At 45.3% G+C, this 26,655-nt stretch carries 24 protein-coding genes; 13 read left to right on the top strand and 11 right to left on the bottom strand.

From position 1 onward, the window contains the following. Positions 1 to 60: 60 nt before the first annotated feature. The 4 genes from OU793_RS17555 to OU793_RS17540 form a co-directional block, all read right to left on the bottom strand. Positions 61 to 1,158 (bottom strand): ABC transporter permease, encoded by a 1,098-nt coding sequence (locus OU793_RS17555; protein ID WP_061529360.1) that lies wholly within the window; start codon positions 1,156 to 1,158, stop codon positions 61 to 63. Further along, positions 1,158 to 2,084 carry an ABC transporter ATP-binding protein gene (locus OU793_RS17550; RefSeq protein ID WP_005487744.1) on the bottom strand — a complete coding sequence of 309 codons (927 nt, stop codon included), beginning with the start codon at positions 2,082 to 2,084 and terminating at the stop codon, positions 1,158 to 1,160. The genes OU793_RS17555 and OU793_RS17550 overlap by 1 nt, the downstream gene beginning before the upstream one ends. A gap of 4 nt (positions 2,085 to 2,088) precedes the next feature. Beyond that, positions 2,089 to 3,036, bottom strand: a complete 948-nt coding sequence (locus tag OU793_RS17545) for an HlyD family secretion protein (RefSeq protein ID WP_017447876.1) — start codon at positions 3,034 to 3,036, stop codon at positions 2,089 to 2,091. A 293-nt stretch (positions 3,037 to 3,329) separates the two neighbouring features. After that, entirely contained in the window at positions 3,330 to 4,961 is a 1,632-nt protein-coding gene (locus tag OU793_RS17540) for a methyl-accepting chemotaxis protein (protein ID WP_021821443.1), read from the bottom strand. A gap of 544 nt (positions 4,962 to 5,505) precedes the next feature. Between OU793_RS17540 and OU793_RS17535 the strand changes: the two genes are divergently transcribed. After that, positions 5,506 to 6,534, top strand: coding sequence for a lactonase family protein (locus OU793_RS17535; protein ID WP_159404306.1), 1,029 nt, complete (start codon positions 5,506 to 5,508; stop codon positions 6,532 to 6,534). 92 nt (positions 6,535 to 6,626) lie between these two features. Here the strand turns inward: OU793_RS17535 and OU793_RS17530 are convergent, their stop codons facing one another. Continuing rightward, on the bottom strand, positions 6,627 to 7,418 hold the full coding sequence (locus OU793_RS17530; protein ID WP_020842334.1) for a PhzF family phenazine biosynthesis protein: 792 nt from the start codon (positions 7,416 to 7,418) through the stop codon (positions 6,627 to 6,629). A 188-nt stretch (positions 7,419 to 7,606) separates the two neighbouring features. On the opposite strand from OU793_RS17530, the gene OU793_RS17525 reads away from it, so the two are divergent. Together OU793_RS17525 and OU793_RS17520 are read left to right on the top strand one after the other, a co-directional pair. Continuing rightward, the gene (locus OU793_RS17525) at positions 7,607 to 8,140 is read left to right on the top strand and encodes a YbhB/YbcL family Raf kinase inhibitor-like protein (RefSeq protein ID WP_025791403.1); all 534 of its coding nucleotides are present in this window, start codon (positions 7,607 to 7,609) and stop codon (positions 8,138 to 8,140) included. 21 nt (positions 8,141 to 8,161) lie between these two features. Then, a complete protein-coding gene (locus tag OU793_RS17520; RefSeq protein WP_025791401.1) occupies positions 8,162 to 8,941 on the top strand; it encodes a helix-turn-helix transcriptional regulator in 780 nt (259 codons plus the stop codon). A gap of 42 nt (positions 8,942 to 8,983) precedes the next feature. On the opposite strand, the gene arsB is transcribed toward OU793_RS17520, so the two are convergent. Both arsB and OU793_RS17510 read right to left on the bottom strand, forming a co-directional pair. After that, entirely contained in the window at positions 8,984 to 10,039 is a 1,056-nt protein-coding gene (arsB, locus tag OU793_RS17515; RefSeq protein WP_140103742.1) for an ACR3 family arsenite efflux transporter, read from the bottom strand. An 84-nt stretch (positions 10,040 to 10,123) separates the two neighbouring features. Next, a complete protein-coding gene (locus OU793_RS17510) occupies positions 10,124 to 10,465 on the bottom strand; it encodes a helix-turn-helix transcriptional regulator (RefSeq protein WP_140103741.1) in 342 nt (113 codons plus the stop codon). A gap of 489 nt (positions 10,466 to 10,954) precedes the next feature. On the opposite strand from OU793_RS17510, the gene OU793_RS17505 reads away from it, so the two are divergent. The 7 genes from OU793_RS17505 (at position 10,955) to OU793_RS17475 (ending at position 18,408) form a co-directional block, all read left to right on the top strand. Then, positions 10,955 to 12,712: an SgrR family transcriptional regulator gene (locus OU793_RS17505; RefSeq protein WP_025507446.1), complete on the top strand. Its 1,758-nt coding sequence runs from the start codon at positions 10,955 to 10,957 to the stop codon at positions 12,710 to 12,712. Positions 12,713 to 13,111: 399 nt separating this feature from the next. Continuing rightward, complete coding sequence (locus tag OU793_RS17500) at positions 13,112 to 13,555, top strand: PTS sugar transporter subunit IIA (protein ID WP_005487743.1); 444 nt, start codon at positions 13,112 to 13,114, stop codon at positions 13,553 to 13,555. Positions 13,556 to 13,567: 12 nt separating this feature from the next. Then, positions 13,568 to 14,995: a PTS mannitol transporter subunit IICB gene (locus OU793_RS17495; protein ID WP_075110107.1), complete on the top strand. Its 1,428-nt coding sequence runs from the start codon at positions 13,568 to 13,570 to the stop codon at positions 14,993 to 14,995. 47 nt (positions 14,996 to 15,042) lie between these two features. Then, entirely contained in the window at positions 15,043 to 16,314 is a 1,272-nt protein-coding gene (locus tag OU793_RS17490) for a zinc-binding dehydrogenase (RefSeq protein WP_140103740.1), read from the top strand. 59 nt (positions 16,315 to 16,373) lie between these two features. Continuing rightward, a complete protein-coding gene (locus tag OU793_RS17485) occupies positions 16,374 to 16,892 on the top strand; it encodes an MltR family transcriptional regulator (protein ID WP_021487057.1) in 519 nt (172 codons plus the stop codon). A 9-nt stretch (positions 16,893 to 16,901) separates the two neighbouring features. Beyond that, on the top strand, positions 16,902 to 17,636 hold the full coding sequence (locus OU793_RS17480; protein ID WP_021487054.1) for a nucleoside/nucleotide kinase family protein: 735 nt from the start codon (positions 16,902 to 16,904) through the stop codon (positions 17,634 to 17,636). A 25-nt stretch (positions 17,637 to 17,661) separates the two neighbouring features. Further along, complete coding sequence (locus OU793_RS17475) at positions 17,662 to 18,408, top strand: phosphatase (protein WP_025540800.1); 747 nt, start codon at positions 17,662 to 17,664, stop codon at positions 18,406 to 18,408. Positions 18,409 to 18,484: 76 nt separating this feature from the next. Here OU793_RS17475 and OU793_RS17470 read toward each other — a convergent pair whose 3' ends face one another. Further along, positions 18,485 to 19,231 carry a hypothetical protein gene (locus OU793_RS17470; protein WP_029816797.1) on the bottom strand — a complete coding sequence of 249 codons (747 nt, stop codon included), beginning with the start codon at positions 19,229 to 19,231 and terminating at the stop codon, positions 18,485 to 18,487. Positions 19,232 to 19,296: 65 nt separating this feature from the next. Next, on the bottom strand, positions 19,297 to 19,632 hold the full coding sequence (locus OU793_RS17465; protein WP_005462056.1) for a helix-turn-helix transcriptional regulator: 336 nt from the start codon (positions 19,630 to 19,632) through the stop codon (positions 19,297 to 19,299). 143 nt (positions 19,633 to 19,775) lie between these two features. Here OU793_RS17465 and OU793_RS17460 point away from each other — a divergent pair, with 143 nt between their 5' ends. The 3 genes from OU793_RS17460 (at position 19,776) to OU793_RS17450 (ending at position 22,501) form a co-directional block, all read left to right on the top strand. Further along, positions 19,776 to 20,087, top strand: coding sequence for a hypothetical protein (locus tag OU793_RS17460; RefSeq protein ID WP_021448112.1), 312 nt, complete (start codon positions 19,776 to 19,778; stop codon positions 20,085 to 20,087). Between the two features lie 711 nt (positions 20,088 to 20,798). After that, positions 20,799 to 21,956, top strand: coding sequence for an amino acid permease (locus OU793_RS17455; RefSeq protein ID WP_005462067.1), 1,158 nt, complete (start codon positions 20,799 to 20,801; stop codon positions 21,954 to 21,956). Between the two features lie 215 nt (positions 21,957 to 22,171). Next, positions 22,172 to 22,501: a hypothetical protein gene (locus tag OU793_RS17450; protein ID WP_020835034.1), complete on the top strand. Its 330-nt coding sequence runs from the start codon at positions 22,172 to 22,174 to the stop codon at positions 22,499 to 22,501. A gap of 46 nt (positions 22,502 to 22,547) precedes the next feature. Here the strand turns inward: OU793_RS17450 and OU793_RS17445 are convergent, their stop codons facing one another. Then, positions 22,548 to 24,419, bottom strand: coding sequence for a methyl-accepting chemotaxis protein (locus OU793_RS17445; RefSeq protein WP_020835035.1), 1,872 nt, complete (start codon positions 24,417 to 24,419; stop codon positions 22,548 to 22,550). A gap of 445 nt (positions 24,420 to 24,864) precedes the next feature. Then, complete coding sequence (locus tag OU793_RS17440; protein ID WP_005462024.1) at positions 24,865 to 26,229, bottom strand: YjiH family protein; 1,365 nt, start codon at positions 26,227 to 26,229, stop codon at positions 24,865 to 24,867. Positions 26,230 to 26,655 lie beyond the last annotated feature (426 nt).

The following is a 26,655-nucleotide window of genomic DNA, read 5'->3' as shown; positions in this document are numbered from 1 at the left end:
CAAAAATAGCCTCTTTGTCGAGGCTATTTTTGTTTCTACGGAAGAGAAAAATGAGCAACTTTAATCGAGCGATTTCTTAAACCTTAGTGACGCGACGACCAATCCAAATACGGTAAACCCGAGCAACCAAAGGGTATCTCGCCATAAGTCCATCAGATCCGCCCCTCGCAACACAATGCCTCGAATCATACGCATAAAGTGAGTGGCGGGGAGGGCTTCTGAAATCCACTGTGCTGCGACTGGCATGCCCTCGTAAGGGAACATAAATCCAGACAGTAGAATCGAAGGCAGAAGAATGAACACCGTCATTTGCATGGCTTGAAGCTGTGTTGTGGCGATGGTGGAGATGACCAATCCTAAAGTTAAGCTGGCGGCGATAAACAACAAGGTTCCAAACAGAATTTGGCTGATTGCACCGTTAATCGGTACGCCGAAAATCCAATGTCCCAACCCTAGAATGATGAAAACCTGAATTAAGCCGACAAAGATATACGGCACGATTTTCGCCACCATTAGCTCTATCGAGTGGATGGGCGTGGTGATCAATAGCTCCAAATTTCCCCGTTCACGTTCTCGTACAATCGCGGCACTGGTGAACAAAATCATCGTCATGGTGAGAATCACACCGAGTAAGCCGGGTACGATGTTGACCGCAGAACGCCGACTTGGGTTGTAGTAGAGTGCGACTTCGAATGTTTTGCTTGGCGCTGGGCGAATTTCGAAATCAAAATCGGTCAATGGCATGGTTTGCAACGACAATATTGCCGAGCTGATCATGGTATCTGACCCATCCACAATCCATTGGCCAAGCTCTCGACCTTGCATCATGCGTTGTGTGAGATCGCTTGGTAAAATCAGCACGGCGCGCACAATACCATCTTGAATCGCTTGTTCAGCCTCTTGCGCGGTGGCATAGGTTTCTTTGATATCCACCACTTGAGTGACTTTGACGGACTGGGTAATGATCCGCCCGGCGGTGCTGCCACTTTGGTCGACAACACCTACCGGAATGTTGCGAATGTCCGTATTGATTGCGAAGCCGAACAGCAAAAGCTGGATAAGCGGGATCATCACCACCATGCCAAACGTGATTCGGTCACGGGAAAGTTGGCGAATCTCTTTGATCATGACGGCTTTCATGCGAGCGATAGATTTCATCATTGGCGGCCTTTTCCTGTCACGCTGACAAAAACATCTTCTAAGCTTGGGCGAGCGTGGTTCATTTCAGCGTTTTGAAGTTCAGGAAACGTCTGCTTTAACCATTCAATCGGCTGCTCGACATGCTGGTGGATAAGGATGCGTAAACGAATCCCCAACTGCGCCGCAGAGCGAACTTCGTCACGTTGAATCAGCTTTTCTTTGAGTTCACGAAGTTTGTCGGCTTTCACCTCAATGATATTAACGCCCATCTGTTCCATTAACTGTTCGGGTTCGCCATCGGCACGAATTTCGCCCGATTCCATGATCGCCAGACGGTGGCAGCGTTCCGCTTCGTCCATGTAATGCGTGGTGACCAAAATCGTCGTACCTTGATCGCACAAGTCGAACAACTGCTCCCAAAAATCGCGTCGATTTTCGGGGTCAACAGCGGATGTTGGCTCATCCAAAAATAGCAGTTCGGGTTTGTGCATGGTCGCCGCGGCCAGTGAAAGGCGCTGCTTTTGACCGCCACTCATGCCGCTTACGCGCTGTTTGCGCAATTGATCCAACCCGTAAGTGGTGAGTTGCTCTTCTATCCGCTCTTTCAGTGACTTGCTGCTTAAACCAAAAATTTGCCCAATAAATTCGAGGTTCTCTTGAACGGATAGGTCATCGTACAACGAGAATTTTTGTGTCATGTAACCAATTTTGAGCCGCAGTTGTTCGGATTGCTTTGGGATTTCTAATCCAAGCACATCCACACTGCCTTCGCTTGGGCTGAGAAGGCCGGTGAGCACACGGATGGTGGTCGACTTACCGCAACCATTTGGCCCCAAAAATCCGTAAATGCTGCCTTTGGGCACGTTGAGTGTGATGTTATTGATAGCAGTAAAGTCGCCGAACTTTTTGACCACATTTTGAGCTTGAATTGCATACTCGGTCATTGGCTTACTCCACCAAATCTACTTGGGCAGGCACACCTGACGGCAACGTTTTTGCAGACTCAGGTAAATCAACTTCTGCTAGATACATCAACCGTGAACGTTCTTCTTCGGTTAGTGCGAAGTAGGGCGTGAATGAAGGCTCACTAGCCACCCAACGAACGGTGCCTTGTAATGGATTCTCAAGGCCATCGACATTTACCGTCACGGTTTTCCCAGGAATAAACCCGATTCGATAATCGGCAGGAACATACACTCGCGCATACGGCACGCGGTTGGCTTGAATCACGGCAACCACACCGTTCACTGGTACGCGTTCGCCAAGATTGTAAGGCAAATTATCGAGCGTACCGTCACGCGTAGCCGTGATGGTGAGTTCTGCCAGTTTTTGCTCTTGCAACGCTACTTCGGCTTTTGCCGCCATTAAAGCGGCTTTAGCTTGTTCGATGTCTTCGAGGCGAGAACCTGCGGTGAGCTTACTGAACTCTTCTTTTGCTGAGTCTAATTCGGCTCTCGCCGAGTCCCTTGCCGCAAGAGCGGAATCTTTTTCGGATTGGCTGATGAGTTTTTTACGCACCAGTTCGGCTTTGCGTTGATAGTTTTTCTGCGCTTCGGTGAGCTGCGCTTCCGCTCGGGCTACGCGAGCCGATGCGGCAGCAATGTCTTCTGGGCGTTCACCATTGGTCAATTTAAGCAAATACGCTCCCGCTTTGGCTTGCTCGGCAACGGCGTGTGCAAGAACTGCTTGTTGATTCTTAGTATCGAGCTGAACCAACACTTCCCCTTCACTGACCAAGCTGCCTTCTTTGACAGGAAGGGCTCTAATTATCTCATTAGATGTGGCGGTAAACGTTACACGGTCACGCTCTAAGGTGCCAAGCGCTTGGTGCGTGTTATCTTTTGAACAGGCGCTTAAAAGGGCAATAATCAATGTGCCAAAAATGATTCGCTTCATAGTGCGGTGCTTCCTTTGAAGAAGTAATGCATGAATAGATAACTTGCGAACGGGAGCGTGTTGATTGAGCTCGTTAACCCGTCGCTAACCGCCATCCATAACGATTTCTTTTTAGAGCTTAGCATTTTATCTACAAGCGATTCTTTTTAAATAGAGAGGCTTAGCGTTGGAAGTGGGCTATGAAGGCCTCAATTTAAAGAACCTTGACCAAGCTCCGGTTTTTATCGGCAAATGACATTAAAAAAGCCCAGCGATGAGCGCTGGGCTTGAATAGATAAGAATGACGTGAGTGACTATGCAGTTTTGAACTGACCGACGATCTCTTGTAGACCTACCGCCAGCTCACTTAAATCGCGACATGCAATTGCTGTTTGGCGTGAACCTGTCGCCACTTCACTAGAGAACTGGTTGATGTGTTCCACGTTACGATGCAGCTCTTCTGTTACCGAGCTTTGCTCGCTGCAAGCACTCGCAATTTGAATGCTCATTTCAGCAATGTTATCTGCGCCTTTTTCGATTTGGTCGATGGTTGCACCGGCTTTTTGTGCTTGCTCAACGCACTCTTGAATCAAATCGCTGCTGTTATTTGTTGCTGAAACGGCACTCTTCGAACAATTTTGCAGTTTAGAGATGATCGTGATGATCTCTTCGGTTGAAGCTTGAGTGCGGCTTGCTAGCGTTCTCACTTCATCCGCTACGACGGCAAAACCACGGCCTTGTTCACCAGCGCGCGCAGCTTCAATGGCAGCGTTAAGCGCAAGCAAGTTGGTTTGTTCCGCGATGTCTTGGATAACGTCAACCACAACACTAATGTTAGACGCATCTTGTTCCAGTTCTGTCACCATGTTGCCAACTGATTGAATCGCCAATGACGCTTCGTGGATTTGGTTAATACATTCTTGAACGACGCTGCGGCCTTCTTTCGCATCGTGAGAAGCACTGTTTGCAGTTTCTGACGCGGCTTCGGTGTTGCTGGCGACTTCATTTACTGTCGCTTGCATTTCGTTCATTGCTGTTGCGATAAGGTTTAGCTGAACTTGTTGTTCATCCATGCCTGTTGAAGTCTGTTCGGAAATCGCGCTCACTTCTTCAATAGCGGTGCCTACTTGAGCTGTGGTTGACGAGATACTGTCGACCAAAGTAAGCAACTTCGCTTGCATATCAACGCAGGCATCTGCCAAGGTGCCAAGCTCATCATGGCCAATTTTGTTACGTGGAAGCTGGTAAGTTAGGTCGCCCGACGCGATTTTCGACGCCATGTTTACCACGTAATTTAGTGGTGTGCAGATCTGTTTGGTTAGGAATAGGCCTAGCGTAAAACTCAATGCCAATAGCGCGACGATAGCAATAATGCTGTAGGTGATTGCGCTGCGCACTGCTTCATGAGCGCTAGCAATATCTTCTTGTACGTAGGTTTGGTTTAGTTCCACTAAATCACGAATCGCATCGGATAATTGTGTGAATGTAGAAAATCCGTTTAACAATGTTTCATTTGCTTCGTCGATTTTATTATTCAATAGCAACTTCGCGTATTCATTGTTAAACGCACTGTATTTAACCCAGGCACTTTTTACTTTATTGAAAGCGTCTCGGTCGCGTTGATCCCATAGTCCTTTCTCATATTGGTCTAGATATTTATCAATTTTCTGTTCAGATTTTTCTAATCCGGCTACCCATTCCATGAATTGAGGGTGATTCACATTGGTTAATAAAGAGAATTCATCCTTTCTTAAAATTCCGAGTTCAATTTCGGTATTTTTCACGAGCAATACGCTAGGTACGGTGGTTTCAGAAAATACGGTAAGTTTTCCTTCTATCATCTTGATTTCAGATGTAAAGAAAACGGAGAGAGCGATAACAGATAACGAAATGATCAAAATCAGCGCACTGATTTTATACTTGATACTTAAATTAGAAAGTTTCATAGACTCACTGATAATGGGGGTTTGAAAGGCTCGGAGTCTATTACTGAGATTTGAAATATAGTGTGATTAATGTCTCAAATAAATTTATCGTGAATAAAATTAAGTCGCAATCTAAATGTTCATAATTAAAATAAATCCTTGTTATTTATAAAATTAATTATAATTTATAAATAAATGGAAATTAATAATGTGTTTCAATTTGGTGTTTATAGGGAAATTAACTGTTACATGATTATTATTTATTTTACCCCGATTTTTGTTTTTTATTATAGCGTTTGCTAATGAAACTTAGATCTTGAACATAAAATACATTCTTCGTCTTTAATATAACACTTGAAAATAACCGTAAGTCGAGGCTTTCATACTCAAGGTTGACATACTGTTTAAAACGCCAAACCACTTTAACTGCAAACGGCGATGTCGTTGCGGTTTTAAATGAGCAATTGCTTCACATTTTAAGTGGCTGATTTGTAAAATGGATTGCGGTCTGCCATGACAATAGGCAAGGTGTTGAATAATACGAATCACTCATATAAGGCCATCCATGACAACAACTGGTCACGTGCATTTTTATATTGGCACTTACACCAACCCACCGAGTACGAGCTCGGGCATTGCGCGTCTATCGCTGAACACTGAAACGGGTGAACTGACTCGGCTTGACGATGTTGTAGTTCAACGTAATCCGTCCTATCTCACGACCACCGAACACGGGCTGTATACGTTTAGCGAAATGGATAGAAATGAAGGTGCAGAGCTCGCGTTTTTTCGCGGTAGTGAATCCGTCTCTTTGCCGATTAATGGCGATTATCCGTGTCATTTGGATATCAAAGAACCGTTGTTGGCGGTTGCTAATTATGGCTCTGGAAATGTTAGCGTATTTCAATTGGATCGCGATGGTAAACCGCTTGGTTTATTGGCGGATTTATACGTTGATGGATGCGGGCCGAATTTAGAGCGCCAAACTTCTCCTCATGCTCATCAAGTCACGTTTTTAAAGCACAGTGATCAATTGGTTGTCGTAGACTTAGGCAGCGATAGCGTCCTTATTTATGATTACGATTCCCAGTCGCCGGATTTTTCACTGTCGCAAGTGATTCATTTACCCGCAGGTTCGGGACCGCGCCATCTGGTGTTTAACCAACAAGAGTCGACAGCGTATGTGGTTTGCGAACTGTCAGAAACCTTGATTGTACTGGTGAAGCACCAAGATAAATGGCTTATCTCGAATCAAATAGAATTATTAGAAGGGGAAGATAATCAGCAAGCGGCGGCGGCGATTCGTCTTTCGCAAGATGAAACGTTTTTGTATGTCTCTTGCCGAGCTCAGAACAAAATCAGTGTGTTTGATGTGTCTGGCGATACGCCGAAAAGGCGAGCAGCCATTCACTGTGAAGGGGCTTTTCCACGAGATTTTGTGTTGTCTCGTGATCAAAAGTGGTTGTTGGTTGCCAATCAACATTCCAACAATGTGGTGAGCTTTCGTCGCAATCCTCAAACAGGGGAAATTACTGCAACGGGTTATGACTGTGAGATAGGCTCTCCAGTGTGTATTGTCGAACAACCTTTGTAACGATTAACGCTGAAACAACAGGAAATAGAAAAGCCTAGCGGGCGGCTAGGCTTTCAGGATAAAAACAGTTAACGCCAATTTTCAACGTACAGTTAGACGTAAATTTTGCCTTTCATATACAACACACCATCACCAGATACTTTGACGCAATCCTCTTTGACTTCGCAGTACAGAACGCCACCACGCGCTGATGCTTGATACGCCACTAAAGATGCTTTGCCGAGCTCTTGCGCCCAATATGGTGCTAAGCCTGCGTGGATTGATCCTGTGACAGGGTCTTCATCTCCGCCGTTCGCTGGCCAAAAGTAGCGAGATACAAAGTCGTATTGACTGCCTTTTGATGTGACGACGACATCGTAAGGGGCGAGTTGTTTCAGTTGGTCGGATCGATATTGAACATCAAAAACGGTTTGCTCATCTTCCACGATGACGAAGTAAGCTTGCGGGCTAAGCAGTACGTGTGTTACTTCGCAGTTTAATCCCTCAATTAATTGCGTAGGAATGGCGTTGACGGGTTGTGGCGCTCTTGTCGGAAATGTCATTTCAATCTTGCCAAGTGCGTTCTTAATTACGGTTAAGGTGCCCACTTTTAATGTGTGAAACTCAATACTTCCTGTAACGCCGAGTTGATCGAACAACACCATGGAAGCGGCGAGCGTTGCGTGTCCACAAAAGTCGATTTCTGTAAGTGGTGAAAACCAGCGTATTTCATATTGATTCGTCCCAATCGTTTTAACAAACGCGGTTTCAGAGAGGTTGTTTTCCGCTGCAATGTTTTGCATTAGCTCTGGTTCTAACCACTCTTGCAAGGGTACGACTGCGGCTGAGTTGCCTTTAAATTGCGTGTCTGTAAATGCGTCAACGACGTAGATATCCAGTTCCATTTTGTCTTCCTTGTTCTCTGATCAATTAGTTAGCATAAACCAGATGCAACTCAGAGAATAAGAAATTTATGCCTGAATCTTAAAGTGTCAAAATAGACGATGATTTTATATTTTGTGATACTTATTGATGTACCTTGGCCTGTGTTGATGAATAAACTTGAATTGAACTCATTGAAAGGAATAAACACATGAAAGCGATTCACAAGTCTGTTTTGGCCCTTAGCGTTTTGGTTATCGGCTCTGCCCATGCTTTTGAACTAAAGAGCAAAGATATTCAAGAAGGTCATCCAATGGCGAAGACATTTGAATATTCAGGTTGGGGATGTGATGGTGCGAACCAGTCTCCACAACTGATGTGGAAAGACGTTCCAAAGGGTACGAAAAGTTTTGCGATTACCGCGTACGATCCTGATGCACCAACAGGCAGTGGTTTTTGGCATTGGATAGCGTTTGATATTCCAGCCTCAGTTAACGAGTTGCCTCGTGGCGTTGATATCAGCAAGCTCGGCGGTAAGGAGTCTCGTATCGATTACGGTACTACTGGTTTTGGCGGCGCATGTCCTCCAGAAAAAGATGGTATGCACCGCTACCAGTTTACCGTTTGGGCCTTGCCAAGTGACAAGTTGAACTTGGATAAGAACACGCCAGCGGCGGTTGTGGGATTCACGTTGAATAGTGTCGCATTGGACAAAGCGAAGTTAACCGCCACTTACACACGATAATTGAATAAGAAAGGGGAGAAGATGAGCCACCAATATCAAGTCACGTTGTTTCGTGCGGAGCAGCAGCAAAAGCTGCGTAACGTCAGGATTCATTCCCCGAGTATTATCCAGATCATTAAAGGGAGTAAGCGTCTGTTTTGGAAAGACGAAGCGTTCGATATTCTTCATCCTAATATCATGCTTTGTGAAGCAAACGCTTCGCTGAATTTTGAAAACCTTCCTCAGCAAGGGCGTTTTCTCTCTCGAATGTTCAGTTTTCACTGTGTGCCGAGTGATGACATGCTGGAGCTGAGTATGATCAATGCGCTTGGCGAAAATGTACCTGCGGTGGAGACAGATAAAGCATTGCAAGCAACGCTGAATGCGCTGTTTTCTTTTGAGCAAGAGAGCTTGAGTGAAGCGACGCAACGTTATTGGGTGTTGGGGTTGTATCAGCAGTTAGCGGAAAGGGGATTGTTGCATCGACTTTTTACCAGCTCGAATACCTCATTTAGCGAAAAACTCAGCCGCTATTTGTCACGCTCTCCGGGCGATGACCATCCTTTGGAACGGGTGGCTGAGCGTTTTGCTATGAGCCGAGCAACGTTGATACGCAAACTCAAGCAAGAGGGTACTCAGTATCGCGAAGTGCTGGCAGAAGTGCGCTTAAATCACGCACTCTACCTGATGCAAAATGGTTCATACAACGTTGCGTTGCTCGCGCAGTTGTGTGGCTATCAATCGGAAGGGCGTTTTAGCCAACGCTTTAAAGGCAAGTTTGGTTTAACGCCCAGCGAGTACATCAAAACCGTTGCCAGTTAGTACCTAACACTGCTATTTGGCTCGGTCTCAATGTTTCTCATTTTAGCTTTGGTATTTGGTTTTCATCCGCAGTGCGACGTTAACCAAAGCAATCAGAACCGGAACTTCGATCAACGGGCCAATTACGCCAGCGAATGCCTGGTCGGAATTCAGACCAAATACAGCAATGGAAACCGCAATGGCCAACTCAAAGTTGTTACCCGTTGCCGTAAATGCGATGGAGGCATTTTTATCGTAGGGGATGCCCATTCTCTTCCCGATAAAGAAGCTGGCAAAAAACATCAATACGAAGTAGATCGCTAGTGGGACTGCCACGCGGAATACATCCATTGGCAGTTGTAAAATCATCTCTCCTTTGAGGCTGAACATCAGCACGATGGTGGCGAGCAAAGCGATCAAAGTAATGGGTGAAATTCGAGGAATAAACACATCGTTGTACCACTTCTCACCCTTTGCAGCGACTAACCACTTACGACTGAGAAAACCAGCAAGGAAAGGAATTCCTAGGTAAATCAATACGCTTTCTGCAATGTCACCCATGGAAATATCAACCACAAAACCTTCGTAACCAAAGAATGGTGGAAGTACCGTGATGAATAGCCAAGCCATAACGCTGTAAGTCAGAATTTGAAATGCGCTATTTAATGCCACTAAGGCCGCGCCATATTCTTTGTTGCCGCCGCCAATATCATTCCACACTAAAACCATAGCGATGCAGCGTGCAAGGCCAATCAAAATAATGCCAACCATGTAACCCGGATGATCACCAAGAAAGGTTAAGGCAAGAACGAACATCAGGATTGGACCGACGATCCAGTTCATAACCAGAGACAGTGTGATGGCCTTTTTATCTCTCGTTACTGTTCCCAATAGACCGTAGTTCACCTTGGCGAGTGGTGGGTACATCATCAAAATCAAACCAATGGCGAGCGGTACGTTCGTACTACCAACGGACATTGCTTCGTTCCATTCTGCTACTTGCGGGTAGGCCGCGCCTATCCCCACGCCGATGGCCATTGCGACAAAAATCCAGACCGTTAAGTAGCGGTCAAGAAAGCTCATTTTTTCACTGGCACTATTTAAAACTTCAGTCGTCATAGTGGTCTCTATTCGTTTATCGTCGAAAGGCGATGTATTAAGTTATAGTTTATCTTTGCGCGCGTGGAAAGCGCGCAACGTGTCTTAGCTAAATAAACCGGAAAACTGAGCGTTAAACGCGTTCAGTTTTTCACGTTGAATACGGTAACAAACCTTTGGCGGGTTGGGTTCTGCACTGATAAACCCGGCCTGTTTTAGAATGCGTAAGTGTTCTGATACAGTCGATTGCGCTAAACCTAACTCAGAGACTAAATCGCTATTTAAGCAGCCACCCATGGTGTCTAAAGTGTGAAGAATATGCAGAATGCGTAAGCGAGCTGGATGAGACAGCGCTTTCGCTTGAGCGGCGAGTGCTTGTTCTTTATCGAGTTGTTGTTGCGTGGTTTCAAAAGCAGTTTGGCACGTTTCGCTGCATTTGTTGCTCATGAGCAGACCTTTATAGTTAATCGTCGAATTACGATTAAGTGTACGTGTGCTTTTTCTAAGGCGCAACTGTTGAAAGGAGAATTGAAGATAATCGACGTCAAAAAATGGGAAGGGATGATGTCCCGCAAATATTTGGTGGACTAACAAAGAATTCGGTCAAATGGCAGCAAGTAAAACAGCAGAACTTAAAGATACGACGAATTGGGGGTGTGGTATCAGGAGCTAAGTTCTGCTTGGGGGTTAGGTTGTGAGCAATTTTCTATATTTCCTGCGAGCCAAATCAGTATGGTGAAAAAAGGGGAGGTAAAAAAGAGAGTAGATTTCTTCGCTTTATTCCTGATAAGACCAAATAGGAGGGTTTTTCCTACAATATAGGGACGAAATGCTAGTAAAAGGGGAACAAAGTGTTTGGAAGTTTTCTTATTTTATTGCCGCCAAGTTCAGTAAAATACGCCTATTCAATGACCTCCTAGAGTTAAGGTACGTGCGGTGTCTGATCTCAACTTATTTCGTTATTACCAACGCTTGCTCTCTTTTGGTGTTGGTAATGAAGCAAAAACTACGCTGCAAGAAATCGCCGATTTGTTGTTTACTTCGCCTCGTCATGCGCGCAGTTTGCTGGCGCAGATGCAAGAGATAGCGTGGTTAAGTTGGCGACCAAAACCGGGACGGAACCAACGTTCAACATTGTTGTTAAATGTTGAACTCAGCGCGCTAAAAGAAAGCCTTGCACTAGAGCGGATCAAGCTTGGTAAGTACGAGAAAGCGCTGTCGATTCTGGATGAAGATGAAGCTGCATTTGGGCGACTCCTCAAAACAACGTCGGGCGCATCGGTAAAAGAGGGGCGGCTCAATATTCAGCTGACCTACAAACGCATGTTCGAGCGTGTTGTTCCTCATCAATTGCAGCGAAGCAGTGAGCGCTTTTTGCTACGCCAAATTTATTGCTGTTTGGTATCAAGTGATTATTACGGGCGCGTAAAACCAGAGCTGGCGCACCATTGGCGATACGATGAGCAAAAATTCGAATGGACGTTTTACCTTCGCCCCGGGCTTACCTTCCATAATGGCAACCCAATCGATGCCGACACGGTGGTGAGTTTGTTTGCCAAATTGAGCTCACTAGAATACTACGAGAAAGAACTCGCGCATGTGGCAAACGTGACTGCGCCAAACCCTCTCAAAGTGGTGTTTACACTTAACCGACCTGACTTGGGTTTTGCTGGGCTTATTTCTGGCGTGAAATATGGCATTCAGCCCGTGAGTCAGGTGAACGTTGCGAACAACAAGTTGGTGGTGGGGAGTGGTCCATTTTCCGTCGTTGAGCACAGTGAAAACCGATTGAAACTGCAAGCGTTTGATGGCTATTACGCGTGTCGAGTATTAACGGATTTGGTGACGATCTGGATCGTCAACGATGAAAAGATGGAGAACCCATCGCTCGCTGCGAATACTCTGCAACCACAGCCAGTCCTTGTTGATGACATGTGCGGTCACTACATGTCGACACCGAACAGTGAAACGTCCCCAGCGAGCAAACGCAGTCGAACGGAAGACGGTTGTTTGTTCGCACTGTTTAACCATCATGCGAAGCACGCTTTGTCTCAGGCTCAGCGCCGATACATCAGTGATTTGATTCGACCGGAGCAGTTAGCCGAAGTGATGAAGAGCGAAAAGATCAATTTCGGTAGCGTCGCTGCTTATAACTTGTTGCCAAACTGGAAGCCGGTGTTGCGCCCATTTGGAGATGCGGTCAAGTTACCAAAGCTGATCACCATCGCAGGGTACAATTACACGGCGCTACGCCGGTGCGCGCGAGCGATTTCTTCGCGTTTAGAGCGTGCGGGCAGCCGAGTGGAGATCGTTATGTACTCCTACCGAGAACTGAGCGAGAAAGCCAAAAACGGCACGCTAGATGAGACTCTGGTCGTCACCAATATCAACTTGGACGATAACCGTCATGCGTCTGCGTTTAGCAACTTCTTTAGCAATGCAGTGCTTTACCACACCTTAGGGGCGCAAAATGCGGCGTGGTTGGATGCTCAAATGGAAAACGTCCGCGCATTTTCACCGCTTGAAGATTACCTGAGCGCGTTAGAGCCGATTGCGTCCACTTTGATTAGCGAATATTGGATTGCACCGATGTTCCACCATACTCAGACGCTACGTTTTCAAGGGGTCTTGGAAGATGTCGCACTCACAAACTGGGGATGGCCAGACATACGATCCGTTTGGTCTGCGGACTGATCAAAACCGCCTGAGTGGCGGGTTGTTTTTATTTCTTCTAGCCAACAAATGTGATGTTTATCTACGTTTGAGCGTGAGCTATCAATAAATGGCCCGAAATGAACTTTGAAATTAATCACGAATTATATCGAGTCAATAGGTCTAATGTGATCTGATTTAAATAATGTAACTTTAAGAATATTGTCGAGAAAGTGATTGCATTCAAAATTCGTCTATTGACTTGTTGCTCAAATAAAATTTGTAGATTTTTTACGTGTGAGATTTTTGAGCTCTATCCATTTAAACAAATTGACAGGCTTTAAAGTGTGATTCGAAGCACAAAAGTAGCTCGGTTGCGCGGTTGGGACTCTGTTATTGATAATTAACCCATCAGATGACGAACTGTTGATAGGGTTAAATATGCTGTACGAGTTAATCGACCACGAACTAGTAGATGTAATTAATGATCGCGCTTACCAATGGCAAGATGCGGTTAAAAAGACCACTCAATACCTAGAAAATAAAGGTTACGTCTCCCAGCACTATGCTGATGCGATCATCCGTTCAACGGAAGAAAACGGTCCTTACTATGTGTTATGCCCTGGATTGGCTATGCCTCATGCCCGACCTGAAACTGGCGTTTTAAAAACAGGCTTAGGCATCCATATTTTCCCATCACCTGTTGATTTTGGATCGGAGCTCGGTCCGGCCAATATTCTTATTACCTTAGCTGCGAAAGACTCTGATACCCACATTGAGGTGATTCAAGCGTTGAGCGAGATGTTTGTGGATGAAGAGAACATTGCAAAACTGGCACAGGCCTCTTCCAAAGAACAAGTGCTAGACATAATAAAAGCATACTAAAAGGAACATAACGTGAAAGCAAACATGCGAGCCAATGTGCAAGCCTTCGGAGGTCATTTGACCGCCATGGTGCTGCCAAATATCGGAGCCTTTATCGCTTGGGGTTTTATTACTGCACTCTTTATTCCTACGGGCTGGATGCCAAACGAAGCCTTTGGCGAACTCGTGGGGCCAATGATCACTTACTTGCTGCCACTTTTGATTGGTTACACTGGTGGTCAGATTGTTGGTGAAAAACGCGGCGCGGTAGCGGGGGCTATCGGTACGATGGGCGTGATTGTCGGGGCTGACATACCGATGTTTGTTGGCGCAATGATCATGGGCCCACTGAGCGCTTGGGTTGTGGTGCAAGTGGATAAACGTATTCAACACCGCATACCTTCTGGTTTTGAAATGGTGGTCAACAACTTCTCGTTGGGTATCGTCGGTATGTTGTTGTGTTTGTTCGCCTACGAGATTGTTGGCCCTTCAGTCACCGCAGCAAACTTGTTTGTGAAATCAGGCATCGAAGCGTTGGTTGCAACGGGTTTCCTGCCTTTGTTAGCGATCATTAACGAACCAGCAAAAGTGTTGTTCCTCAATAATGCCATTGACCAAGGCATTTACTACCCACTAGGCCTGCAAGCGGCAGCAGAAACGGGCAAGTCCATCTTCTTTATGGTGGCGTCTAACCCAGGCCCTGGTCTTGGTATGCTGCTGGCCTACGCGAAGTTTGGTCAGGGTTTGTCTAAACGTTCTGCGCCAAGTGCCATCATCATTCACTTCTTTGGTGGTATTCATGAGTTGTACTTCCCATACGTACTCATGAAACCAATCATGATTGTGGCAATGATTGCTGGTGCGGCGACAGGCATCGCAACCTTCAACCTATTCGATGCCGGTTTGGTCGCGGGTCCAAGTCCAGGCTCTATCTTCTCTTACCTTGCTCTTACTCCGAAAGGTAGCTTCATCGCGACCATCGCAGGTGTGACAAGTGCAACGATTGTCTCTTTCTTGGTAGCAAGTGCGATTTTGAAAGTGAGCAAATCAGAAGAAAAAGAAAGCGAGTTTGAGAAATCAGTTTCTGACATGAAAGAGATGAAAGCAGAAGGCGCAGTTAAGCCAGTTGCGGCAGCTGCGACGACGCAAGAACCGAGCAAGCCAATTTCATTTGTCGCATTCGCATGTGATGCGGGTATGGGCTCTAGTGCAATGGGCGCATCGACCTTCAAACGCAAGCTGGTACAAGCTGGGATAGAGATTGAAGTGAAGAACTTTGCCATCGAGAAAGTCCCGAGTGAAGCCGATATCGTCGTGACACACGAGAGCTTAGAAAGCCGCGCAGTCAACGCGACAGGTTTACCAGTCGTAACGATCAAGAACTTCCTCAACGACCCAGCGCTTGACGAGCTGATGGATAAGATTAAGCAACAAACGGTCGCGACTGAGCAACCTGCCTAACAATGCAGTTTGGGGCGGCAGGTATCGCCCCAATTAGGAGAAAAATCATGGTAAAAACAACGGCAGCGGTTATCTGTGGTGAGAAAAACGTTCAATTAAGAACCTTTGATTTACCAAACATTTCAGCCGACGAACTTCTGGTTAAAAACATTTCAAACAGCATTTGTCTATCCACTTACAAAGCAGCATTGTTAGGTAGCAAACACAAACGCGTTCCTGAAAACATTGACGAAGTGCCAGTGATGACAGGTCATGAATACGCAGGTGTGATTGTTGAAGTCGGTGAGAATCTAAAAGATCAATTCAAAGCTGGTGACTACTTTGTTTTGCAACCTGCCATGGGCTTGCCAACAGGCTACTCAGCGGGCTACAGCTATGAGACATTTGGTGGCAACGCGACGTATTCCATTATTCCTAAAATCGCTATCGACCTAGGCTGTGTACTGCCTTACCACGGCGATTACTTTGCTGATGCGTCTCTGGCTGAGCCAATGTCTTGCATTATTGGTGCGTACCACGCGAGCTACCACACCACGCAATACGTGTACGAGCACGATATGGGCATTAAAGAAGGTGGTGCGTTAGCGCTACTCGCTTGTGCTGGCCCAATGGGGATTGGTGCAATTGACTACGCGATTAACGGCCCTGTAAAGCCAAAACTGATCGTGGTGACGGACATCGACGCTGCGCGTTTAGACCGAGCTGAAAGTCTCATTCCCGTTGCAAAAGCTAAAGAGCAGGGTGTAGAACTGCACTACGTGAATAGCGCTCAAATCGACGATCCGGTCGCGTATCTCAAAGCACTCAACGGTGGCGATGGTTATGATGATGTAATGGTCTATGCGGCGGTTGCTCAAGTGCTAGAACAAGCCGATGAGCTACTTGGCAATGATGGCTGCCTCAACTTCTTTGCTGGCCCAACGGATAAGAATTTCAAAGTGCCGTTTAACTTCTACAACGTGCATTACGAATCAACCCATATTGTAGGAACGTCTGGTGGTTCAAAGGGTGACATGGTGGAATCTATTGAGCTTTCCTCGCAAGGCAAGATCAACCCGTCTTTCATGATCACTCATGTCGGTGGCTTACAAGCTGCACCCCATACGATTCTGAATCAGTTGGATATTCCGGGCGGTAAGAAGTTGATTTACCCACATGTTGACCTGCCATTGACGGCGATTGATGACTTTTTATCGCTGGCAGACCAAGACCCGTTCTTTGCGGAACTCGATGCGATTTTGTGCGCGAACAACTATGTGTGGAACGCGCATGCAGAAAAAGCGTTACTTGAGTTTTATGACGTGAGCTTAACGGTTTAGTTGCAACGAACATGTGTGGTAGCCTTTGCGCTGCCACATAATGGAGAGGTCATAAGACGTTGTCACGTGAAGACGAATTACTGGAGAAATTGGAAGAGTGTGAAAATGCCACTGCGTTTCTTCAGGTTTCTAACAAAATAATTAACCTCAAGTTAAAAGCATTACTTCCGAGTGTGTTCGTCCAAGACGACTTAGTGAAGGAGTATGCTGTGGATCCTTTATTGAGAGAAGATGGGCCATTGGTCACGACCGATGTTGTCTCCAAGTTGATGTTTGCGATGGGGAAAATCTCATTACAAACTTATGCAGACATTGGCTTGTACGATCAGGTATTGGAGTATGTGGTTACTCAGCCTGAAAAGATCGCGTTTACAGATGATGTGATTTATGACTTCATCAAAAACCAAGCGGTACTCTCTTCTCAGCAAGACTGCTTTTATCTTGAGTCGATCAATCAGCTAAAGTTCTCTTCGTTTGAGTCCTTTTCGCAAATGAGATACGAATCTCTCATCAAAACAGTGCTCAAGCTGTCGTGTGAAATGTTGATAGAAAGAATCGAAGAGGAAATCAATCAGTAAGGGTTCACCATGAAAGTGAATTTAAACGTCAGTGGCTTTGAAACCGAAGCAACCTTTCCCGATGCTGACGTAAAACTAATCCATCAGCCTCTTATCGAAAAATTTACTCGCCTCTATCATGAGAAGCAGGAACGCATAGTGGTGTTCTTGTGTGCCCCTCCGGGCAGCGGTAAGTCGACACTCGCTGCGTTCTGGGAATACTTGTCGGAACAAGATGAAAGCCAAGAGCCTATACAAGTGCTGCCGTTTGATGGTTTCCATTATCCAAATGAGATCCTCGACAACAATACGATTGAACGAGATGGCGAGCTCGTGTCTCTGCGCAGTATTAAGGGAGCCTATCAAACATTTAATCTGACGGAGCTTATCGACAAGCTCAAACAGCTCAAAGTGAAAGATCCGAAATGGCCTTACTACGACCGCAATTTGCATGATCCAGTCGACGACGCCATTTTAGTGAATCGCAATGTTGTTGTCGTTGAGGGGAATTGGTTACTGCTTAATGAACCGGTGTGGAATGAACTGCATCGTTTGGCAGATTTTACCGTCTTCGTCGATACACAGCCTGAGTTTCTGCAAGAACGCTTAGTAAACCGTAAGATTCGTGGTGGCACCGCACCAGAAGCCGCATTAGCGTTTTATTTAAACTCAGATGCCGTAAATGTAGATAAGGTTTTAAATCACTCAATTCCAGCGGATCTCACGCTGTTTCTCAATCAAAACGGTTCGTTCGAAATTCGATAATTTGTCCACAATTTAGGAGGTCACCATGGATATCGTCGTTGATAGCCACACCCATACTATTGCCAGTGGACATGCCTACAGCACCATTTTAGAGAACGCATTGGCAGCCAAGAATAAGGGGTTAAAACTTCTTTGTACCACCGATCATGCTCCCGAAATGCCAGGAGCCCCTCACTACTGGCACTTCAATAATCAAAGAATTTTGCCCCGCTTTTTGCATGAGGTCGGTATTCTCCGTGGCGTTGAAGCCAACACTTTAAACGTCAAAGGCGAGATCGATCTTCCGCTTTCCTCTGATCAACATCTTGATTGGGTAATTGCTAGCTTTCATGAGCCCGTTTTTAGACCCGCAACCGAAGCGGAGCACACTGCCGCGTTAATTAACGTCATTAAAAGTGGCAGAGTGGACGTGTTAGGGCACTTAGGTAATCCCAATTACCCATTTGATATGGAGCAAGTGTTGCGTTGCGCTAAATCACACAATGTGGCGATTGAGGTGAACAATACGTCTCTCACAGGCAAGAGCCGAAAGGGCAGTGATGCGCGCTGTGATCAAATTGTTGCCTTAGGAAAAGAGATTGGCGTGTATTTCAGTACCGGCTCTGATGCGCACTTTTGCGAAGAGATTTCAAAACTGGATCTCGCCATCGAATTGCTGGAAAAACATGGCGTGGAGAAGGACAAAATCCTAACGACTTCAACCTGTCGTTTCTTGAAGTTCTTACTACTCAGAGGTAAACCACGCATTCCTGAGTTCGACGCGTTTTACTGATGTATGTGCATGAATAATCAAAAGTAGACCCCGCCAATCGGCGGGGTTTGTATTAGTTATGTACAAACTTGCTTACTTACAAAGGTGACTCAACGACTACATATTTACGATCTGCCCTAAGTGGCGCAAACCATGTGTCTTGGTATTTGAAATAGCTTTGCCCGTCTATCACTACCGTCTGCTTGGTGTGGGGAAGTGAGTCAACAATTTCGCCAAGCTTATAAGGACTTGAGGCTTTCTTAGTGATCGTTTTGCTTGTCTCTGTTGTCGTGGTACTCACTTGGTTAGGAGAGGCAGGTGAGGTTGTCACAGTACTTAAGTTCGTTGTTGTTGACGCTGAGTTAGGTAAAACATCACTACCACTGATGACTGTGTAATTTCCGGCTGGTGGATTTTGGACATACACGTAACGACTGCCGCGCTGTTGATAATAGGCGTCTTGCACAATGGCGTAGGTCACCCCAGCGAAAATCGCAAACGTAGCGATGCCAACCAGATCGTTATGGTAATAGTAATAACGACCACGATAAGGTGGATACCAATAACCAGGTCGCACATAAATGAAAGAGGAATGGTATCGCGGCGGTCTTATTACGACGGGTGGACGATGGTAGTAAGGCGGTCTGTAGTCGTGTGAAGGGCGATGCGGCGGCCGAATCGGTCGCTCCGGACGATTTACAGGATGACTGTGGTGCTTATTGCCCGGTTGAGTAATGGGTTTCACCGAATGTTGCGGATGAGGTTTTGCCTGTAATGTTGTTGTGCCAAGTATCATGACAAACACACTGGTCGCAAGCCCTCTGAAAATTGATATGTAGTTCATAAAACGCCTCCCCTTGATATTGGAGAGTAGGGTGCTCAAAACATAAGTATAACAGAGCGAAACAATTAGGAAGCGTTAGGATCTGAGCGTTGTTCAAGTACTAGAGATAAGAGGCGCACCAGTAGGGACTGTGCTTCAGGTGATAGCAGCCGAGCAACCGTCACCAAATCTTCTGCGGTCACGTGTTCTATCCCTCTAATATCGAGCGCGATATCGAGGTCAGTCAGATTTAGAGAGCGCAAAATAGAGCGGTATTGCGAAAGTTTGAGATCCGATTCACCTCGCTCGATGCGTTGGTAGGTTTTGACGCTCATCCCCGCGATATTTGCCATTTGTTCACGCGACAAACCGTGCTCTTTTCGTCTAATAATGAGCGCTTCAACGATAGGGTCTACGTGCATGGCTTCTCCAGATAGGACAGTTTTGACCTAATCAACGCAAGAAGTGGACCACTTTAACCACCCTATCTTTACCCGATTTTAAAAAGGGTATAAGAATGGCGTTCTAATTAAATGTGCAATTATTTCAGTCAGTTCTTATAAAAATGGAAAAGCATCAGTCATATAAATCAATTACAGCAAAAGTCTCTATTCGCAAAATGCAACGCATTTTAGATCAGCTGCTGAATGAAATTGATGAGAAACACCGCGCTTCAAAAGAGAATGTTGTGACATTGACTCGGCAGTCACAGCATCGTCTGATGAGCTATAAAGAGCTTTATCTTCACCGTGAGGCTATAGCCGAAAGTGAATTGCTGTTGGCGTATGAAAGCATGAGTGATACCGAGAAACAGATAGCTGATATGGGGCTATCAGAACTAACTTATGCCATTGAAGCGCTAGATAGAGCGTGCTAACGCATTGCACAATATCGTCAACGATTGGATTGTGTTGAATAAAGGGAATAATAAACAAAGAAGGGATGCAAATGCTGGGGAACCACACCCAGCATTCGGACACTCATTTACCTAAATTTTCGAACCGTAAATCAGTGTTTAGAGGTATGTGAACCGAAGCGAGTCGGTACGCAGCGAATAATAGCGATATTGTCTGATCTAGGCTACGTCCTTGGAATCTAATACCTTAATCTAAACTGTAAATTAATTTGTACACACGCCAATAATTGAGCGCTCCAGCACGTTCTTTTTCTCATTAAGCGATAAAAGACTAACTAGCGATGAAAATAGCAACATATCTATTGCTCTAGCAAAGGGTTGTTAAAATATATCGCTGTAAGACTGACCTTTTGCTTTTCAATCGTCCTAGTTATGCCTTACAATCTTTTTTGAACCAAATCCATTCATAAAGAATGGGGTTGATGATTCCAGATGAACGATTTTGCTTCGAACCCAAAGTTGTCACATCTCATCAGCCATTAACATCGCCCAAAACGACTCCCGATTCATTCATGTGCAATTGAACTAACCACCTTTTGCTGCATGTTTCTTGTGACAGGGGTTCTTGTATCCATTTTCTGGCTAAGAGAGAAGTAGGGTCGTTTTGTGTCTGTGCTCTGGATGCTGCACAGCAGGCGAGAGATAAACGGATTGAATTTAGAGGTATTAACCGTGAACCTAAAACTTGTCGGCAGCTCCCTGATCGTTGCAGGTACTGCTCTTGGCGCCGGTATGCTTGCCATACCTATGGTGCTTGCTCAATTTGGCCTCCTTTGGGGCACTCTTCTTATGTTGTTCATCTGGGCTGGAACCACTTATGCCGCTTTGCTTCTACTTGAAGCGAGTTGCAAAGTCGGTGGTGGCGTAAGTATGAACGCAATCGCCCGCGAAACACTGGGTAAAGGCGGTCAGTTAGTGACCAATGGTCTGCTTTACGCGTTGCTTGTTTGTCTATTGATGGCTTACATCATTGGCGCTGGCGATCTAGTGCAAAAAATCACGGCATCAGTCGGCCTTTCTGTTTCCACTGTTTCTAGCCAAGTTGGCTTTACTATCTTAGTGGGTCTGATTGTTTCTGCTGGCACTGGTGTGGTCGACAAGCTGAACCGTGGTCTGTTTATCGGTATGATTGTTGCGCTTGTTTTAACGCTGTTTGCTCTTGCTCCTAGTGTTTCATTCGAAGGCCTAAACGAAGTCGTGAGTAGCGACAAAATGGCACTGATCAAAACCAGTTCTGTGCTATTCACCAGTTTTGGCTTTATGGTCGTCATTCCTTCGTTGGTGACTTACAACAAAGAAGCGAGCAAAACTCAGCTGCGCAACATGATCGTTGTCGGCTCTACGATTCCTTTGGTTTGTTACCTATTGTGGTTGTTTGCGGTTGTGGGTAACTTGCCGCCACATGAGTTGGTGCAGTACTCAAACGTCACTGAACTTATCTCGGTTCTTGGTCAACAGTACAATGGCTTGGAGTTTATTCTGTCCATGTTTACTGGTTTGGCATTGCTAACTTCATTCTTGGGTGTGGCAATGGCGCTTTACGACCAAAACGCGGACTTGCTCAAAACCAGCAAGCCAGTGGTATTCGTCACCACATTTATTCTGCCGCTACTTGGTGCTGTATTTGCTCCGGAACATTTCTTAGCAATTTTAAGCTACGCAGGCATTATTCTTGTGTTCTTGGCGGTTTTTGTTCCACTGTCGATGACAATGAAAGTGCGCCGTGTTCCTGTCGAAGATAACAGCGTTTATGAAGCTGGTGGCGGTGTGATGGGCATGAGTATGATCTTCCTGTTTGGCTGCTTCCTACTATTTGCGCAAGCTGTCTAATACAAGCACATTGAATACATGAGCCGCCCGTTGAAAAACGAGCGGCTTTTTTAATGGCAATGACATAAGTTTTACGAGAGATGACGGCTTTGACGTCGTGCTGATATTTGTTCATAAGCTCTGACCGAGAGGTGATACTCATTAGCGAACGACTGACATGTGGTAAGCAGATGCTGACTAATATGGTGATAGTTATATCGATAAGGGGAATCGTTGTGTCAAAGCAATTATCTGTTGCCATGGTTGGCGTTATGCTGTCTTTGGGTGTGTTCAGTGCGGAAGCGATGGCAGATCCAAAACACAGACATGGTCATAAACACGAGCATCATCATGACCATCACCACCATAAACGTAAGCACAAGCATAAACACCGACATCATGATGTGATTGTGGTGAACCCAAGGCCGCCAAGGCACCAATACTACTATTACGACCGCATTCCTCGTAATAGCACTTACATTCAAATTGGTAACTTTACGTATTTAAAAGTGGATGACCATTATTATCGTCGTTCAAGTGACCGATACATCCATGTAAAACTATAGATACAAAAACAGCGAGCTAGGCTCGCTGTTTTTGTTGATGAAAGGTCTAAACCGTAAAGCGATTTAGGATTTCATCCTGCTTGCGTACATTGTCGTGTTGAGATTGCATCGCTTCGTTAGTGCGGTTTGCAGAATCAGCAACTTGAGTGGATAGGTCTTTAATATTGACCGTGTTGTTGTTGATTTCTTCCGCGACAAGGCTTTGCTCTTCTGCCGCAGAGGCGATTTGCAAGTTCATGTCTGAGATGCGTTGAATCGCATCACGAATGCGTTGTAGCGCATCATTCGCCAAATCAGCTTTTTCTACCGCTTCTACAGCACTGCCTTTGCTTTGATGCATTGCGCTTGCCACTGAAGAAGCACCAGATTGTAGCTGCTCAATCATGCTGCGAATTTCTGTTGTCGATTCCTGTGTACGTTGTGCCAGTGTGCGAACTTCATCGGCCACTACAGCAAAACCACGACCAGATTCACCTGCACGTGCAGCCTCGATTGCAGCATTCAATGCAAGTAGGTTGGTTTGGTCTGCAATATCGTTGATAACTTTAAGAATCGTTTCGATGTTTGCTGTTGCTGACTCTAACACTTGAACTTCTTCAACAGCCAAATCGATGCTGTCTGAGAGCATATTAATGGTTTGTGTTGATTCGCTCACCACTGATGAGCCTTCAATGGTTGCTTGATCGGCTTCTTTCGCAGCGCTTGCGGCGCCTTGTGCGTTGTTCGCAACTTCTGTCGCGGTGACAGACATTTCGTGCATTGCGGTTGCCAGTTGCTCCAATTCTTGAAGCTGAGTTTGAATGGCACCAGCGGAGTCGCGTGCGCCTTCTGCCGTGATTTGAGTGCCAGTAAGAATCTGATCAGAGATCGATTTCGATTCAATGATCTGCTGCTGAAGATTTTCCATGAAGGTGTTGAAGTTTTTCGCTAGCTCAGAAAACTCCTGATCGGTGTCGGTTTCTAGGCGTTGCGTTAAATCACCTTTGCCAGATGCGACGTCTTTAATTGCCGTGTTTAGTGTATCTAGCGGGCGCATTAGGGTTCTGATCAGAAGTGTTAATGCGATAACTGAAGCAAGTACAGCGATGATTGAGTAAATGATCGCGCTATTACGTAGCTCTCCAACCACTGAGTAAGCTGCCGTTTCATCAATGATTGCACCCACGTACCAGTTCTCACTTGGGATATGAGTAAGGCTAACCATGTAAGGATTGTTATCAACTTCGATGTGTTGAGTCGCCTTATTTAAGTCAACTTGCGGTAGGTAACTATTGAGCTTTTCACCGTTGTACTTACTTTGCGGGTGCGCAATCGTCGTGCCATCGTCAGTGACTAAGAACAAGTAACCAGCATCAAACAGGTTCACTTGGTTAACTAGGTCGGAAAGGGTAGTTAGCTCTAGGTCGTAAAACATGCCCGCTAAGAACTGACCGTTTTGTTTTACTGGCGTACCAACAGAGATGATCACATTCTTAGATGAAGCATCAACATAAGGGTCGGTAACCACCAAATCGCCTTTGTTTTTGGCTGCGATAAACCAAGGGCGTTGGCGAGGATCATAATCAGGCCCTGCATCCCAACCGTCGTCGTTTTCAATCACGAAGCCATTACTTTCATAACCAAAACCAATCGCTAGGAAGCTCGATTTCGGAGTTGGCTTTTCAAGAATGTCTTTTACGTATGTGCGGTCGTTTGGTGATAGTTCTATGATCTCTGTGATCGAGCGTGCGAGATCTTTCTTCGCGTTCATTTCGGATTGAACGGTGTTGCTCACACTGGTCAAAATCTCTTTAACGCTTGAACTGATGTGCTCCTGAGTTTGAGAACGAATCGTCATAACTTGTTGCGTCGATAGTAGCGACACAGTAATTAGCAGCAAAATTGAAGAGGCGGTGACAACCTTATGTCTGAATTTCATGAGTTTTCCTCTAAGTCTCCCGGATAGTTTTCTTCTGCTTCCACCTCTTTTTGGGTTCGGGTGAATTCGGCAGAAAAAGAAACCTGTTGTGTTTGATTACTTTCTTATCGACATCTTTATCAAAAACATGAATCCATTTGTTGTCTTTTTTAACCAAAATTAAACAAAACGGTGATTTGAGTTAAAACTTGTGAGTTTGATCTGATTAGTGAGCCATCTTAATGAAAGCGTCATAATGAAAGGAATTGCTTAAAGAGTACTGTTGCTAACAGGTTTGATTGAGGAGTTTAGTAAAGTTTTATTTATTATAAATAAGCATTTATTGAGGTTTTTTCTTTGTAAATTATAGAGTTTACGTTGGGAGCGAAGTTAAGTGGGGAAGTAAGCCAAATTTTAGTTGTAAAAAAGGCCCCGACAGAGCGGAGCCTTTGTGTATGCTTTGATTTTAGAAAATCAGATGCGCAACACCAGCAATCACAGGAAGTGTAATCAGCGTACGCAGAATGAAGATAACAAACAGTTCTACGATGTTGACTGGAATCTTGCTACCTAGTAGTAGTGCACCAACTTCTGACATGTAAATCAACTGAGTAACAGACATTGCTGCGATAACAAAACGAGTCATTTCGTTGTCGATAGATGCCGCTAGAATCGCAGGGATAAACATATCTGCAAAGCCAACCACGATAGTTTGCGATGCTTGTACCGCTTCAGGAATTTGTAGCAACTCTAAGTAAGGAATGAATGGCTGACCAAGGATCTCAAACACTGACGTGTATTCAGCAATCACTAGTGCAACGGTACCCAAACCCATAACCACAGGCAGTACGCCAAACACCATATCGATAGCGTTGTGCACACCTTCTTTGAATACGGACTGAACAGATTTTACTTCTGCAGCGCGTTTTAGAGCTAAGTCCATGCCCCAAGAGAATGTCGTGTGACCTTCTGGCACTGCATCTACATCTTCTGCTGGCTTGCTGCCGTCAATGTAGCGGTCTTTTTTCAGGCTTAGAGGCGGCAAACGAGGAATGATAACCGCAGCCACGATACCTGCTAAACAGATAGCTCCGTAGAAAGGTAGGAACAGGTGTTCAAGTTGAACCTGAGCAATAACAACTAAGCTGAATGTGATCGATACCGCTGAGAACGTTGTACCAACAACTGCCGCTTCACGTTGAGTGTAGAACTTGTTTTCGTACTGCTTGCTTGTCAGTAGGATACCCACACTGCCATCACCCAACCATGATGCCATACAGTCGATCGCACTACGGCCAGGTAGGTTAAATACCGGACGCATTACTTTACTTAATAGCGCGCCAAATAGTTCTAGAAGACCGAAGTTAAGTAGTAGAGGAAGCAGAAGGCCAGCAAAAATGAATACTGCGAATAGCGTTGGTAGAAGACCAGTTAAAACAAGGCCGCCGGTGTTTTCTTCCCAAATCGCTTTTGGACCTACTTGGAAGAACGTCATCAATACCGCAGCACCACCGATTAGGCGAACAACAAGCCAAAGTGGAGACGGGTTGAAAAGTCCGTTTAAGAAACCGTTACGAAGGATCGCTGCTGGCTTGAAAATTTTACAAAGAACAGAAGCGACAGCCATGAAAGCGATAATAGCGGTAACGATAGCAATAAGTGCATCGCCAAGTAAGGCAGGAATGACTTTTGCCATGACTGCAACAGGGATAGTGAGGTCGCCATTGTAAGAAATAGGCGCCATAAACAGCAGAAGACCGATTAGGGATGGAATGAAGAACATCCAAAAGTTGCCCTTAGGTGCTTCAGTAGCATTGGTGTTGTTATGCATAGTTTTCTCGTGTTACTACTAGTCAATACTCGCCATATTCCATGACATAAATATTCACTAAACATCCGTATTTAATCACAGTGATGCGGAGGGTACCCGCAAACTGCATCCATTGCAATACTATTCATTAAATACATGTAGTTATTCAGCCGATTTATCGGATAAATTGCCAAATAACGCCATTGTGTATATGAAAATGTTGCGTGTGTTAGAAAATTGTAGCACGAGAGGCGTGCTGTGCAGATTCTTATGGGGCGCAGTGTGACTGGAATAATAAAAAGACGGGCAAATGTGATTACGATCTCACGTAAATTACCTTGGTTTTTAGGCTTAACCTTAATAGTACTAAGGGCTATAGAAGGCTGTATTGAGTGTTATATAAAGAAAGTTGAGACAGTCGAAGGTGGATTGGAATGAAGCAGAGTC

This window comes from Vibrio sp. VP6 (assembly GCF_028823755.1).
GTDB lineage: Bacteria > Pseudomonadota > Gammaproteobacteria > Enterobacterales > Vibrionaceae > Vibrio > Vibrio parahaemolyticus.
This window is presented reverse-complemented; position numbering and strand designations above follow the sequence as displayed.

Excerpts from the sequence above, each read along its gene's own strand:
- OU793_RS17555 (WP_061529360.1), bottom strand. The coding sequence starts at position 1,158 with ATGAAATCTATCGCTCGCATGAAAGCCGTCATGATCAAAGAGATTCGC.
- OU793_RS17550 (WP_005487744.1), bottom strand. The coding sequence starts at position 2,084 with ATGACCGAGTATGCAATTCAAGCTCAAAATGTGGTCAAAAAGTTCGGC.
- OU793_RS17545 (WP_017447876.1), bottom strand. The coding sequence starts at position 3,036 with ATGAAGCGAATCATTTTTGGCACATTGATTATTGCCCTTTTAAGCGCC.
- OU793_RS17540 (WP_021821443.1), bottom strand. The coding sequence starts at position 4,961 with ATGAAACTTTCTAATTTAAGTATCAAGTATAAAATCAGTGCGCTGATT.
- OU793_RS17535 (WP_159404306.1), top strand. The coding sequence starts at position 5,506 with ATGACAACAACTGGTCACGTGCATTTTTATATTGGCACTTACACCAAC.
- OU793_RS17530 (WP_020842334.1), bottom strand. The coding sequence starts at position 7,418 with ATGGAACTGGATATCTACGTCGTTGACGCATTTACAGACACGCAATTT.
- OU793_RS17525 (WP_025791403.1), top strand. The coding sequence starts at position 7,607 with ATGAAAGCGATTCACAAGTCTGTTTTGGCCCTTAGCGTTTTGGTTATC.
- OU793_RS17520 (WP_025791401.1), top strand. The coding sequence starts at position 8,162 with ATGAGCCACCAATATCAAGTCACGTTGTTTCGTGCGGAGCAGCAGCAA.
- arsB (WP_140103742.1), bottom strand. The coding sequence starts at position 10,039 with ATGACGACTGAAGTTTTAAATAGTGCCAGTGAAAAAATGAGCTTTCTT.
- OU793_RS17510 (WP_140103741.1), bottom strand. The coding sequence starts at position 10,465 with ATGAGCAACAAATGCAGCGAAACGTGCCAAACTGCTTTTGAAACCACG.
- OU793_RS17500 (WP_005487743.1), top strand. The coding sequence starts at position 13,112 with ATGCTGTACGAGTTAATCGACCACGAACTAGTAGATGTAATTAATGAT.
- OU793_RS17490 (WP_140103740.1), top strand. The coding sequence starts at position 15,043 with ATGGTAAAAACAACGGCAGCGGTTATCTGTGGTGAGAAAAACGTTCAA.
- OU793_RS17480 (WP_021487054.1), top strand. The coding sequence starts at position 16,902 with ATGAAAGTGAATTTAAACGTCAGTGGCTTTGAAACCGAAGCAACCTTT.
- OU793_RS17475 (WP_025540800.1), top strand. The coding sequence starts at position 17,662 with ATGGATATCGTCGTTGATAGCCACACCCATACTATTGCCAGTGGACAT.
- OU793_RS17470 (WP_029816797.1), bottom strand. The coding sequence starts at position 19,231 with ATGAACTACATATCAATTTTCAGAGGGCTTGCGACCAGTGTGTTTGTC.
- OU793_RS17465 (WP_005462056.1), bottom strand. The coding sequence starts at position 19,632 with ATGCACGTAGACCCTATCGTTGAAGCGCTCATTATTAGACGAAAAGAG.
- OU793_RS17460 (WP_021448112.1), top strand. The coding sequence starts at position 19,776 with ATGGAAAAGCATCAGTCATATAAATCAATTACAGCAAAAGTCTCTATT.
- OU793_RS17445 (WP_020835035.1), bottom strand. The coding sequence starts at position 24,419 with ATGAAATTCAGACATAAGGTTGTCACCGCCTCTTCAATTTTGCTGCTA.
- OU793_RS17440 (WP_005462024.1), bottom strand. The coding sequence starts at position 26,229 with ATGCATAACAACACCAATGCTACTGAAGCACCTAAGGGCAACTTTTGG.